Annotated in this window: 15 protein-coding genes; 13 read left to right on the top strand and 2 right to left on the bottom strand. The window is 30.4% G+C overall.

Annotation, left to right across the window (positions count from 1 at the left end):
- Position 1: 1 nt before the first annotated feature.
- Genes AC4PGZ_RS10425 through AC4PGZ_RS10365 form a run of 13 tightly spaced genes read left to right on the top strand, consistent with a single transcriptional unit; the run spans position 2 to position 11,153 of the window.
- Positions 2 to 703 (top strand): nucleotidyltransferase family protein, encoded by a 702-nt coding sequence (locus AC4PGZ_RS10425; protein WP_492158558.1) that lies wholly within the window; start codon positions 2 to 4, stop codon positions 701 to 703.
- Complete coding sequence (locus tag AC4PGZ_RS10420) at positions 696 to 1,169, top strand: D-glycero-alpha-D-manno-heptose-1,7-bisphosphate 7-phosphatase (protein ID WP_492158557.1); 474 nt, start codon at positions 696 to 698, stop codon at positions 1,167 to 1,169. Before AC4PGZ_RS10425 ends, AC4PGZ_RS10420 begins: the two co-directional genes overlap by 8 nt.
- On the top strand, positions 1,150 to 3,351 hold the full coding sequence (locus AC4PGZ_RS10415) for a hypothetical protein (protein WP_492158556.1): 2,202 nt from the start codon (positions 1,150 to 1,152) through the stop codon (positions 3,349 to 3,351). Before AC4PGZ_RS10420 ends, AC4PGZ_RS10415 begins: the two co-directional genes overlap by 20 nt.
- A 40-nt stretch (positions 3,352 to 3,391) precedes the next feature.
- The gene (gene rffA / locus AC4PGZ_RS10410) at positions 3,392 to 4,534 is read left to right on the top strand and encodes a dTDP-4-amino-4,6-dideoxygalactose transaminase (RefSeq protein WP_492158555.1); all 1,143 of its coding nucleotides are present in this window, start codon (positions 3,392 to 3,394) and stop codon (positions 4,532 to 4,534) included.
- A gap of 1 nt (position 4,535) precedes the next feature.
- Positions 4,536 to 5,558 (top strand): ATP-grasp domain-containing protein, encoded by a 1,023-nt coding sequence (locus AC4PGZ_RS10405; RefSeq protein WP_492158554.1) that lies wholly within the window; start codon positions 4,536 to 4,538, stop codon positions 5,556 to 5,558.
- Between the two features lie 20 nt (positions 5,559 to 5,578).
- Positions 5,579 to 6,469: an NAD-dependent epimerase/dehydratase family protein gene (locus AC4PGZ_RS10400; RefSeq protein WP_492158553.1), complete on the top strand. Its 891-nt coding sequence runs from the start codon at positions 5,579 to 5,581 to the stop codon at positions 6,467 to 6,469.
- Positions 6,466 to 7,167, top strand: a complete 702-nt coding sequence (locus tag AC4PGZ_RS10395; RefSeq protein WP_492158552.1) for a metallophosphoesterase family protein — start codon at positions 6,466 to 6,468, stop codon at positions 7,165 to 7,167. The genes AC4PGZ_RS10400 and AC4PGZ_RS10395 overlap by 4 nt, the downstream gene beginning before the upstream one ends.
- Before the next feature lie 13 nt (positions 7,168 to 7,180).
- The gene (locus AC4PGZ_RS10390; protein ID WP_492160270.1) at positions 7,181 to 7,828 is read left to right on the top strand and encodes an acetyltransferase; all 648 of its coding nucleotides are present in this window, start codon (positions 7,181 to 7,183) and stop codon (positions 7,826 to 7,828) included.
- Positions 7,829 to 7,863: 35 nt separating this feature from the next.
- Positions 7,864 to 8,796: a glycosyltransferase gene (locus AC4PGZ_RS10385; protein WP_492158551.1), complete on the top strand. Its 933-nt coding sequence runs from the start codon at positions 7,864 to 7,866 to the stop codon at positions 8,794 to 8,796.
- Positions 8,789 to 9,154, top strand: a complete 366-nt coding sequence (locus tag AC4PGZ_RS10380; protein WP_492158550.1) for a DMT family transporter — start codon at positions 8,789 to 8,791, stop codon at positions 9,152 to 9,154. The genes AC4PGZ_RS10385 and AC4PGZ_RS10380 overlap by 8 nt, the downstream gene beginning before the upstream one ends.
- Positions 9,144 to 9,488, top strand: a complete 345-nt coding sequence (locus AC4PGZ_RS10375; RefSeq protein ID WP_492160269.1) for an EamA family transporter — start codon at positions 9,144 to 9,146, stop codon at positions 9,486 to 9,488. Before AC4PGZ_RS10380 ends, AC4PGZ_RS10375 begins: the two co-directional genes overlap by 11 nt.
- A gap of 18 nt (positions 9,489 to 9,506) precedes the next feature.
- Positions 9,507 to 10,025: an acyltransferase gene (locus tag AC4PGZ_RS10370; protein ID WP_492158549.1), complete on the top strand. Its 519-nt coding sequence runs from the start codon at positions 9,507 to 9,509 to the stop codon at positions 10,023 to 10,025.
- Positions 10,026 to 10,052: 27 nt separating this feature from the next.
- On the top strand, positions 10,053 to 11,153 hold the full coding sequence (locus tag AC4PGZ_RS10365) for a glycosyltransferase family 4 protein (protein WP_492158548.1): 1,101 nt from the start codon (positions 10,053 to 10,055) through the stop codon (positions 11,151 to 11,153).
- A 17-nt stretch (positions 11,154 to 11,170) separates the two neighbouring features.
- Here AC4PGZ_RS10365 and AC4PGZ_RS10360 read toward each other — a convergent pair whose 3' ends face one another.
- Together AC4PGZ_RS10360 and AC4PGZ_RS10355 are read right to left on the bottom strand one after the other, a co-directional pair.
- On the bottom strand, positions 11,171 to 11,620 hold the full coding sequence (locus AC4PGZ_RS10360; RefSeq protein WP_492158547.1) for a COG2426 family protein: 450 nt from the start codon (positions 11,618 to 11,620) through the stop codon (positions 11,171 to 11,173).
- A 134-nt stretch (positions 11,621 to 11,754) separates the two neighbouring features.
- Positions 11,755 to 12,618 carry a hypothetical protein gene (locus AC4PGZ_RS10355; RefSeq protein WP_492158546.1) on the bottom strand — a complete coding sequence of 288 codons (864 nt, stop codon included), beginning with the start codon at positions 12,616 to 12,618 and terminating at the stop codon, positions 11,755 to 11,757.
- Positions 12,619 to 12,639 lie beyond the last annotated feature (21 nt).

The raw sequence follows: 12,639 nt of genomic DNA, 5'->3' as shown, positions 1-12,639 counted from the left end.
TATGGAAGCTATAATTTTAGCAGGTGGTTTTGGAACTAGATTGTCTCACATTGTTAGTGATGTTCCCAAACCAATGGCACCTGTAGATAATAAGCCGTTTTTAGATTATATATTGAAGTACCTCACAGAAGGTGGGATTAATAAAATAATAATCGCTGTAGGATATAAGCAAGATATAATAAAACAATACTTTGGTAATAAATATGCTAATTGTGAAATAGAGTATTCTTCTGAAGATAAACCTCTTTATACAGGTGGAGCAATAAAAAAAGCACTTAAACTTTGTAAAGAAGATAATGTTTTTGTAGTTAATGGAGATACTTTTTTTAATGTTTCTCTTAACAAAATGGCTATTTTTCATAAACAAAACAGATCGAATCTAACAGTAGCATTAAAAGAATTAAATAATTTCGATAGATATGGAACAGTCGAAATTGATGAGAACTTTAGAATAACTAGTTTTAAAGATAAAAATCACACTGATTCAGGAAAGATAAATGGCGGACTGTATTTGATGAACAAAGGACTTTTGGATAAGATTGATGAAGAAAAGTTTTCTTTTGAAACGGATTTTATGGAAAAATACACAGAGCAATTCAGTATGTATGGTTTTTTAAGTCAAGGATATTTTATTGATATTGGGATAGAAGTTGACTATAAAAAAGCTCAAATAGATTTCAAATCAGGAGAATATTATGAATAAGGCGGCTTTTTTTGATAGAGATGGGACTATAAATGTTGAGGTAAACTATCTTTATAAGATTGAAGATTTCAGGTTTATAGATGGTATGCCAGAGCTAATTAAAAAATATAATGATGAAGGATATATTGTGATTGTAGTTACAAATCAAGCGGGAATAGCAAGAAGATATTATACAGAGGAAGATATGCACAAACTTCATAAACATATAAATCAAGAGTTAGAAAAAATTGGAGCGCATATTGATGCATTTTATTTTTGCCCTCATCATCCGGATATTACAGGAGTATGTAAATGCAGAAAACCTAAACCTGGAATGATAGAACAAGCAATTAAAGATTTTAATATAGATGTTAGTAAATCCATTTTATATGGAGATAAACCGTGGGATATGGAAGCTGGTAAAAAATGTGGTATAGAGACCATTATTATTGTGGAGGGACAATCAAGTGAAGAAAACGTTAAATAAGAATATTTTTATTGCAATATCACTGTTGACACTTTGCATATGCACATTTATTCCGTTTTACAATATGCTTATAAAAGGTGTTTATAGTTGGCATATAAGACAGCCTGAATTTATTGAAGGCGGTTTGGAGATTGTAATATTTATTATTATTTCATTTTTTTTAACTCAATATAACAGGAAAAATAGTTCAAGAACATTATTGGCATGTGGTATGCTATATTTATCCCTAAACGGAGTTATTATCCCTTTTGTCGTTGTATACATTTATTTTGAAATCATTTCTTTTATTGGTAGTAGAATTTTAGGAAAAAATAAAGGGATTATAAAAAACTTTATTACTGGAATTTCTGTATGGCTTTTTTTTGCGATATTATTTTCTTTAATAAATCATGGAACTATAAATGAATTGAGAATAATTACATTCGTACTATTACTAGTAAGTTTGTTGAAAAAAACAGACCAAGAATATAAAACATTAGCTTCAACTCTTTTTTGTTGGATTAATAGGATTTCAAATGATAAAAAGAGCATTTTCATTTTTACAGTTTTAATATTTTTTATTTTTTCTCTTGTCGCAAAAACAAATACGGCTATAGATTATGACTCTATATGGTATGGTCTTAGACCAGAACATGTACTGGTTGGTGAAAATTCTTTTTATGACTATTTGGGATATTCGGCATTCGTATATTATTACCCAAAACTAATGGAATTATTTTACTTACCAATAAGCGGATTAGGAGACTATAGTTTTATTATAACTGCAAACATATTTATTTTGATTTTTTTTATGACATCGTTTTATGAATTAGTTTCTGTTGTTTTCAAAAAGAACAAATCGTATTTATTTAAGATTAGTTTTGTGTTAGTATTATTTTCAATTCCTGCCATTGCTAATATAGCGACAACGGCTAAACCAGACATTATGGGGGCACTATTTACGTTTTTATCATTTTCATTCTTTGTACAATATATAAATAATAGAGATTTAGATAATATTTATTATTCTCTTATATCCATAGTAATGTTAACTGGAACAAAGCTAACATATTTATTGTGGGGTGGGGTTCTGTTTGTAGCTATTTGTATATTTGTGACTATTGTAATTAAGCCTGGTAAAAATGAATTTAAATCAATATTATCTTTAAAAAACAACAAACAGAATATTGAAATTTTATTTTTCACGATAATTGGTGTTTTAGGAGTACATTATAGGACGTTAAAATTAACTGGATATCCATTATACCCTATTTTAATCGATGCTTTTAATAAAATAGGATTCAAGTCTAAATATCCATTTAAATCAAGCAGTGTTCGAATAGACTTAGAGTTTCCAGATATTAATGGAATTATTTATAGAGTTTACCAATTTACATTTGATCCCAATAATTTGGGGAAAGTAATAATGTTATGGACTTCAAGTATATTGTTTTATCTAATTATGCTGTGTATGTTTAAAAGATTGTTAATAAAATCCAATACAAATTCAAATGAAAGTTCCAAAGATAAAGTTACTTATTATTTTAGAAAATTTTTCAAATGGATTTTATTGTTTTACATTCTGATATCTATATATTATGCGAGTTCACTTGAATCTCCAGATGGGAATTATTTCATAATACCAATAGTTTTTTCTGTATTTATACTATTCTATTACATTCTTGAATGTGATTTTGAATATAAATTAGAAAAGGATATCATCAAATTAAGTTTTGCGGCATTCATATTGCTTCACTTAGTTTTGTCATTTGTTTCACACTCGTCTTGGAGTTATGGGACCAAAGCATTCTCTAGTGAAATCGTAATAAATAATTATGAAACGAGTGAGAGGAACAAACAAATACTGGAATATAATGGAATTTATAATATATCCAATCACCTGGAAGAACAATTTTCAAATAGAAGAGTAATTAGTTCTGCATTTGAACTCACTATGATTGATAGAATTGATGCGCCAATTGAAGCTTTTAATGAGATTGGGAATGATTACTTATCAAACGGAATAATTACAGAAACTTATGAGAAATTTTGCGAATATATTGGGAATGCGAATATAAAAGGTTTTCTTGTTTTGTCTGATGATAATTCGATATTTAAAGATTACGTTTATGAATATATAGCGAAGGCCGGATATAGTTATAAAATAGAGGATAAAAAAGGAATATTTTATTGTATAAATTGAACTTTAATTACAAATTAAATTAGCCTAAAAAGGAGAAAAAATGATGATTTCTTTTAACGTGCCACCATTTATTGGAAAAGAGCTGGATTATATTAAAATAGCAATAGAAAATAAAAAAATTTGTGGAGATGGTGATTTCACAAAAAAATGTAATAAATGGATTGAAGATAAGTTCAAAACACCGAAAGCGTTGCTAACTACTTCTTGTACCCATGCACTTGAAATGGCTGCGGCACTATGCGATATCCAGCCAGGAGATGAAGTTATTATGCCTTCATTTACTTTTGTTTCAACAGCTGATGCTTTTGTGATGCGAGGGGCAAAAATTGTATTTGTAGATATTAGACCGGACACAATGAATATAGACGAGACGTTAATAGAGAATGCTATTACAGAAAGGACAAAAGCTATAGTTCCGGTTCATTATGCTGGAGTTGCATGTGAAATGGATAAGATTATGGAAATAGCTAAAAAACATAAGCTATTTGTAATTGAAGATGCTGCTCAAGGTGTTATGTCAACTTATAAAGGACAAGCGCTTGGAACTATTGGAGATTTTGGTTGTTTTAGCTTCCATGAAACAAAAAACTATAGTATGGGAGAAGGCGGGGCTTTGTTAATAAAAGATCCAAATATGATTGAAAAGGCAGAAATTATTAGAGAAAAAGGTACGAATAGAAGCAAATTTTTTAGAGGACAAATAGATAAGTATACTTGGGTTGATTGGGGTTCGTCATATCTTCCAAGCGAGATAAATGCAGCTTATCTATGGGCACAGCTTGAAAAAGCTGATATGATTAATGAGAATAGGTTGGATTCTTGGAATCTATATTATGAAAATTTAAAGAAACTTGAGGAAAAAGGACATATTGAGTTTTCAACAATACCAAGTGGAATTACTCACAATGCTCATATGTTTTATATCAAAACTAAGGATTATATAGAACGAACAGAATTAATAGAGTACTTGAAAAAATATGATATCCTGGCAGTATTTCATTATGTTCCGCTGCACTCATCACCTGCAGGCAAGAAATTTGGAATAATGAGTGGAGAAGATGTCTATACAACGATTGAAAGTGAAAGGCTATTAAGATTGCCAATGTATTATAAAATAAAAGAGGATGATGTTCATAAAATAACCGAATGTATATGTAAATTTTATGAGATAACAGAGGCGTAAAATGAGAAAAATCAACATATTGATATTAGGGGTTGGGGGAAATGTAAGTCAAGGAATATTAAAGGCTATTTCCTATTCAAAGTTAGATTGTAAACTTATAGGGGCATGTGTTACCGAGGATTCTGCTGGTCTGTATCTATGCGACAAATCATATATATCTCCATTTGCGAATTCAGATTATTTCATTCCTTGGTTAATAAGTATATGTAATAAGGAAAATATCGACATTATAATGACAGGAGTAGAAGAAATCATTTTAAGTATTGCAAGGAATAGGCGAATATTAGAAAAGGGAACTAAGGCTGTATTTATTTCATCAGATATAAAAATGCTTGAAATCGGTCAAGATAAATTATTGACATGTGAATGGTTAAAAAATAGCGGATGTAATTATCCCCAATTTATTCCAAGTGGAAGTCTTGAGGAAGCAAAGAGGTTCGTGTCTGCAATGGGATATCCCCTAATAGCTAAACCTAGAAACGGGAAAGGTTCTAATGGAATAATAAAAGTTATGGATGAAGAACAACTTGAAATTGTGAGTAACATGGACAACTATGTTATTCAAGAATATATAGGCGATGAAGACTCTGAATATACTGTAGGTTGTTATTGCGATAAAAATGGGGCATTGATTGATGTGATTATAATGCATCGTTATCTTAAAGAGGGGACAACTTATAAAGCTACTGTTGTAGATAATAAGGAAATATATGATGAGGTTATAAAAATCTGCAATAATTTCAGGCCAAAAGGTCCGTTGAATATACAGCTTAGATTAGACCGCAGAGGCAGACCAATTTGTTTCGAATTAAATGTAAGATTCTCTGGTACTACTCCTATGAGAGCACATTTTGGCTATAATGATGTTGTTGCACAAATATATGAATATGTCCTTAACAAAAACATAAATGAGTTATTTAAAATAAATAAAGGCACAGCATATAGATATTTAGATGAAGTTTATAAAATGGATTCTGAAAAATTTGAAGTTGAAAAATTGGGAAATCAATATCAAACGTTATAATTGTATTTTGGGAGAATGTTATGAGAATATTGATAACTGGTGTAAATGGTTTTATCGGTCAAAATATTTGCAGATCATTATTGTTAGATTCAAATAATGAAATATATGGTGTAGGTAGAAAAAGTGACATATTTTCGGAAGATATTGAATATATTATAGGAGACATATCGAATGATAAATTTATTTTAGATGTTTCTGAACGTATTCAAAACTGTGATATTATTATTCATTGTGCTGCTTGTATAGATAAAAATGATTTTAATCCGGAATTAATAAAAATCAATTGCATTGGAACTCAAAATGTAGTTAAGGCAGCTATTGGTTTAAATGTGAAAAAAGTCATTTACATTTCAAGTATACCTGTGATAGGTAAACCACAAACTGATCTGATTGATGAAAGTCATCCAGTTGAACCTGAAAGTGTGTATCATGCATCAAAATTAATGGGAGAAAATATAGTACTATTAGCTAAAAAGTACGGGATATTACCGGTTGTTTTTAGAATTCCATCACCTGTTGGAATCGGGATGAATAGTAATACGATATTTTCTAATTTCGTAATTAGATGTATTAGAAATGAAGATATAGAGATATTCGGTAGAGGTGAAAGAGTTCAAAATTATTTAGATGTTAGAGATATATGCAAGGCTGTAGCTTTGAGTATAAATAAAAATGTGTCTGGAGTATTCAACATAGCTTCTGAAAATTCTTACTCTAATATTGAACTAGCAAACATATGTAAAAAAATGACGTATTCATCAAGTGAAATCATATTTAATGGTAAACCGGATAAAGAAGAAGATTATAGATGGAACATTTCTATTCGGAAAGCGAAAATGTTACTTGGTTTTGAACCTAAGTATAATATACAAGACACAATTGAAACTTTAATTAAGGAATTTATAATATGAGAATAGTGTTTTTTTCAGATGTACATGGGAATATATATTCGTTTAATAAGTTTTTGGAAGATATTTCGGATATGGATATAGATAAAATTGTTTTTTGTGGTGACATTTTTGGATATTATTATCACCAAAATGAGATATTGAATATTTTAAGGGCAAGACATGATTTCACAAGCATATTAGGAAATCATGATGAAATGTTCTTAAATGCATTAGATAACAAAAGTTTGGAGAAGGATTTAATTCGAAAATATGGTAATACATATAAAAATGTATTAGCAAAAATAAGTAATGAAAATATTGATTTTTTAAGAACATGGAAAACTAAATTGGAATTAGAAGTAGATAATATTAAGATAGGCATTTTTCATGGATCGCCTATAGATCATTTAAATGGAAGAATATATCCCAATACAGATATAAGTGAAGATGATAGCTTCACAAAATATGATTATGTAATCCTGGGACATACACATCATAAGATGGTAAGATATGTAAAAGAAACAACAATCATCAATCCAGGTTCTTTAGGTCAACAAAGAGATGGAAGAGGATGTTCATACTTAATTTTAGATACAAAGAATAAAAGTATAGAATTTAAGGTAGTGGATTATGAAGTTAGCAAATTGATACTTGATATAGATAAATATGACAAAGGGAATATGAAATTAATTGAAGTATTGATGCGTAAGGAGAATTAGAAACTTGAAAAAAGTGATTATTTTTGGAACTGAACAATTTGGTGAATTATTGTATGAGTATCTATTGGATGATAAGAAATATGAAGTATGTGCATTCACCGTGGATAAGAAATACAGAGACAAAGATGAGTTTTGTAATTTACCAGTAGTAGATTTTGAGAACATTGAAGAATATTTTAGCCCTTCAGAATATGACATTTTTGTTTGTATTGGGTATACGAAAATGAACAATATAAGAGAGCAAAAATTTAAAGAGGTTAAAGAAAAAGGATATAGAGTATTAAGTTACTTCCACCCGACCGCAATAGTTCTTTCTGACAAATTTGGAATAGGTAATATTGTAATGGAGGGGGTAGTTATTGGGAAATCCTGTGAGGTGGGAGATGGGAATGTATTTTGGCCAGTAGCTCATGTAGCACATCACACTAAAATAGGGAATTTTAATTTTTTTACAATATCCGTTGCAATTGCTGGGAACATTACGATTCACAATAATTGTTTTTTTGGAAATAATTGTACAATAAAAAATGGAATTGAGATAATGAGCTACACACTTGTAGGAGCATCTTGTTATATTTCATCTAATACAGAAATGAATGGAGTATATGTACCTCAAAGGAGTATAAAGTTGGAGAATAAGTATAGTATTGACTTAATTTAATTTTTATTTTATTAAATATTAAAAAGGATAAATAAATGGATAAACTTTCTTTTGTAATCCCATGTTACATGTCAGAATTATATGTTGAGAATGTAATTGATGAAATCATAGATATAATGTCAATTAAAGATGATTACGATTATGAAATAATAGCAGTGAATGATTGTTCACCGGATAATGTTATTAGAGTATTGAAAAGCATTGCTAGCGATAATGACAAGATAAAAGTGATAGACCTTGCAAAAAATATGGGGAAACATGCAGCAATGATTGCAGGATATTCGGTCGCTAGTGGTGATTATATTGTTAATTTGGATGATGATGGTCAATGCCCATTAGAGAGGATATGGGATTTATTAGAACCATTGAAAGGTGATTATGATATATCTATTGCATCATATTTTGAAAAAAAGCAATCGGAGTTTAAAAATTTCGGAAGTAAAATTAATCATATAATGGCAAGTGTCTTAATTGGTCAGCCAAAAGACTTACAAATAACTAATTTTAGTATTATTAAAAGATTCGTTATGGAAGAAATACTAAAATATAAAAATCCATATCCTTATATGGCGGGGTTATTTGTTCGTACAACATCAAAGCTAAAGAACATTGATATGGAAGAGCGTAATCGTAGCTATGGCGAGGGCGGATATACTTTAAAAAAATCACTGTCGCTCTGGCTCAATGGGTTTACTGCATTTTCTGTCAAACCTCTTAGAATAGCGTCGGTTTGTGGATTGTTTGTTGCATGTTTAGGATTTTTATTTGGGCTATATACTACGATAAATAAGATTTTAAATCCTCACGTATTAGCTGGATATAGTTCTATGATGGCTGTTATTCTATTTATAGGGGGAATGATAATGCTAATGTTAGGCTTGATTGGAGAATATATTGGACGTATTTACATTAGCATAAATAATTCTCCGCAGTATGTTATAAGAGAAATGATAAATATAGATGAATAATAAATTTAATATTAATATAAAAAGCGGTTTAAGGAAATATGTGTTACTCCACTTAGTTTTAATATTATATTCATTTGTAGGCATATTTTCAAAAATTGCTTCAAATCAAGAGACTTTTAGTATTAAGTTTTGGTTAACATATGGGATAGTGTTAATCATACTTTTTGTATATGCAATATTATGGCAGAATATATTAAAGTCTATCCCTTTGACTATTGCTTTTGCAAATAAAGCAATAGTAGTTATTTGGGGTATTATTTGGGGAAACGTATTGTTTAATGAAATTATTTCAATTAACAATATTGTAGGCGGGTGTTTGATTATAATAGGAATTGTATTGGTGGTGAATTCGGATTAACGATATTTTTTATATACTTCTGTTTATTCTCTGCATATTTTTATCAAGCTGTTCTCAGATTTTATTAAAGAAAGCCGCAATAAATGATAATGAGGGAATGAAATTTTATTTAAATAAGTATGTTATTTTAGGATATTCAATTTTTTTTGTAGTGACTTTTTGTGCTACCTATTTGTATAAATTCATTAATTTATCTACAGGTACAATGCTAGATACCTCTGGATATGTATTTATTACAATTTTAAGTTATATATTTTTGAAAGAAAAAATAAATAAACGTCAGTGCATAGGTATAGTTTTAATTGTTTTTGGAATCATTGTTTGTATATTATAAAAAAGGACCTAAGTTATCATGAAGATTATTCTATTTGGATTGTATTCTTGGATTATGAACTTGTTATGGAGTATTTTAGATTGTTGCCCACAATTTATAAGAAATGTTGTATTTAGATTGATTTTTGCAAAATTTGGGAAATCGGTGATGATTGACTATAAATGTTACTTTAGATATACCTCGAAAATTATCATTGGCAGTGGAGTTACGATAAACAGAGGATGTAAACTGTTCGCATCATTTTACAACAAGTCTGCAAAAATTATTATTGGAAATAATGTCGCAATAGCTCCAGATGTGAGTTTTTTTTCGGCAGGACATGATTACACCTATTTGGATTTACCAGATAATGGTGAATCAATAGTTGTAAAAGATAATGTGTGGATTTGTGGAAAAAGTACTATTCTTCAAGGAGTTACGATAGGTGAAGGGGCAGTCATTGCGGCTGGTTCGGTTGTAAATAGAAACGTTGAACCATATACTATTGTTGGTGGAAATCCAGCCAAATTTATCAAGAATAGAGTTATCCATGATTAAAGGTAGTAATTTCTGAGGAGTAATAATTTGAAAAAGATACTATTTACAGCATCAACTTACAGTCATATAAATAATTTTCATATTCCTTATCTAAAATTCTTTAAAGAAAATGGATTTGAAGTACATGTAGCCGTTGGAGGAAAAGCTCAGGAAATAATATTTGCTGACAGAGTTTTCGATATTCCATTTCAGAAAAACATTACATCGATAGAAAATTTTAAGTTGGCATCCAGGCTTTCAAAAACAATCAAGACAGAGAATTATGATATCATAAGCACGCACACATCCCTGGCAGCATTTTTTACACGCATGGCAGTTGCTTTGAGCAATAGAAGACCTTATGTCATAAATACAGTGCATGGTTATCTCTTTGATGATAATTTCCCATTCATAAAGAAGAATATAATGTTACTGGCTGAGAAAATAATGAGCCCTTGGACGGATGACATCATAGTTATGAACAGAGATGATTATAATATTGCAAAAAAACATAAGCTCTATAAAAATAAACTTCATTTTACAAATGGAATGGGCGTGAATTTTGAAAAATTGAAATTCTGCGAAAATCGAGATGAAGAACGACTAAAACTGAATATTTCAGAAGAGGACCTGGTTCTTGTGTATGCCGCTGAGTTTTCAGATCGAAAAAATCAGGAGATGATTATTCGAGCTTTAGAAAATTTGCCTTCAAATATAAAACTAATACTAATGGGAAATGGACAGAATTTTGAGAAGTGTAAATCTATAGTAGATGAGCTCAATTTAGAGGAAAGAATAATTTTCACTGGATATGTTAAAAATATTGACTATTATTATTCTATAGCAGATGTATGTGTGTCTTCGAGCCGGATTGAAGGTTTGCCTTTTAATATAATGGAGGCAATGTATATGGGGTTACCCGTTGTAGCCTCAAGGGTTAAGGGACATGTGGATCTGATAGAAGAAAATATTAATGGATATCTTTTTGAGTATGGTGATAAAACTGGTTTTTCCGATATCATAAATAAACTCCAGAATAATAAAGAACTGTTGGGTTCGCTTGGAAAAGAAAGTCGAAATTTATCCCAAAAATATTCTCTGGAAAGAGTTTTTCCAGAGATAATCTCCATATTTAAAAATCATATTTAACAGCATAGTTGTAACTGCTAAAACACCATATGCGAAAGCATCATCATTATAAATCCCGCAGCAAAATTTCCAGCTAATATCGCAGGAAAAGAATATTTAAGTCTGATGTCAAATACCGATGCCAGGACAGATCCGGTATAAGCACCTGTAGAAGGGAGCGGAACAGCAACAAAAAGAAAAAGGCCTAATACAGAGGCTTTTTTCAGTTTGTGGGCTTTTTTCTGCACATGGTTGTGCAAAAAATCAGTAAGTTTTGTAAACCAGCCTTTATATTCCAAAAAGTCTAAAATTTTCCTGAAGAAAAGTATTAAAAAAGGTGCTGGCAGTGTAGAACCTGCAACGGCAATAAGATATACGGTCCAGGGACTGAGCCCCATGGCTACTCCCGCGGGTATAGCGCCACGCAGCTCTATTATAGGGGTGGCAGCGAGTAAAAATACAGTTAGATATGGATTAAGTGCGTTCATAAAAAATGTTCCCTTCCAATTTAATTGTTTTTATTAGAAATTTTGAATATGTATGATAATTATATCAAAAAAGTGCATTAAATATCAGATTAAATGATATTTAATGCACTTTTTATCATTAATATATTAAAAATTTATTTTGCAGCATTAAAATCTACATATATTTTGTCTTTTGAAGCTCTGTATTCAGTGTCAACAACTACATTTTTAGCATCTTTATCAGAGTAGATTGATATTTTCACATCGTAGCCTTTGTAGTCCTTCAATGTGCTTTCAAGTTCATCTAGTACTTCTTCAGTAAAATCTTGGAAATCTTCTTCGAGGTCATCATATTTTGAAGAACTGTCCAAAATTGCATTCCAGGATTTTACGTCTTCAGCACTCCAAGTGTCAGATGGTGTAAGTTCAAGTGAAACTGAATCATCACTAAGAGAAGCGCTTACGTTGAATCTCTGGCTTCTTTGAAATATAGAGTCAGCCCTTATAGATCTAAGATCGGATTCTATATCACTAACAAGTTCTCTCTTATCACTTGATTTAAGATTCTTGAAAGGCTTTGTTGTAGAAGTTGAAGTATTTGATGAATTATCTTTCTTCGCCTCTAACTCAGCTTTTAGTTTTGCATTTTCAGTCACAAGATTGTTGTTTGTAGTCAGAAGGCTGTTGTTTTGAGCAATAACTGCGTTGAGCTGGCTTTGAATTTCACTTGAGCTTGGTCCAGATGCAACATTTTTTATGGTTACGGTGCCATCTGCGTAAGTTGAAGTAGCTATTCCCATCTTGCTAAGAGCTGCAACAGAAACATAAGCTCTTCCATCACTCGTCTTAAAAGGTCTTTGATTTTGATCATCTACAGTGTAGTCTTGTCCATTAACTTTAAGTTTCAAATTATAGTTTACCGCGATATTTCTTGTCATTGCGGGAGCTGCAAATGCTATAGATCCTGCACACAGCGATGCGGCCAAAATTCCGGCAACGATTTTTTTGTTGTATTTCATGATTACCTCCTATTAATAAAT

Source organism: Proteocatella sp. QWL-06 (assembly GCF_058684135.1).
This window is presented reverse-complemented; position numbering and strand designations above follow the sequence as displayed.

Excerpts from the sequence above, each read along its gene's own strand:
- AC4PGZ_RS10425 (WP_492158558.1), top strand. The coding sequence starts at position 2 with ATGGAAGCTATAATTTTAGCAGGTGGTTTTGGAACTAGATTGTCTCAC.
- AC4PGZ_RS10420 (WP_492158557.1), top strand. The coding sequence starts at position 696 with ATGAATAAGGCGGCTTTTTTTGATAGAGATGGGACTATAAATGTTGAG.
- rffA (WP_492158555.1), top strand. The coding sequence starts at position 3,392 with ATGATGATTTCTTTTAACGTGCCACCATTTATTGGAAAAGAGCTGGAT.
- AC4PGZ_RS10405 (WP_492158554.1), top strand. The coding sequence starts at position 4,536 with ATGAGAAAAATCAACATATTGATATTAGGGGTTGGGGGAAATGTAAGT.
- AC4PGZ_RS10400 (WP_492158553.1), top strand. The coding sequence starts at position 5,579 with ATGAGAATATTGATAACTGGTGTAAATGGTTTTATCGGTCAAAATATT.
- AC4PGZ_RS10395 (WP_492158552.1), top strand. The coding sequence starts at position 6,466 with ATGAGAATAGTGTTTTTTTCAGATGTACATGGGAATATATATTCGTTT.
- AC4PGZ_RS10385 (WP_492158551.1), top strand. The coding sequence starts at position 7,864 with ATGGATAAACTTTCTTTTGTAATCCCATGTTACATGTCAGAATTATAT.
- AC4PGZ_RS10380 (WP_492158550.1), top strand. The coding sequence starts at position 8,789 with ATGAATAATAAATTTAATATTAATATAAAAAGCGGTTTAAGGAAATAT.
- AC4PGZ_RS10370 (WP_492158549.1), top strand. The coding sequence starts at position 9,507 with ATGAAGATTATTCTATTTGGATTGTATTCTTGGATTATGAACTTGTTA.
- AC4PGZ_RS10360 (WP_492158547.1), bottom strand. The coding sequence starts at position 11,620 with ATGAACGCACTTAATCCATATCTAACTGTATTTTTACTCGCTGCCACC.
- AC4PGZ_RS10355 (WP_492158546.1), bottom strand. The coding sequence starts at position 12,618 with ATGAAATACAACAAAAAAATCGTTGCCGGAATTTTGGCCGCATCGCTG.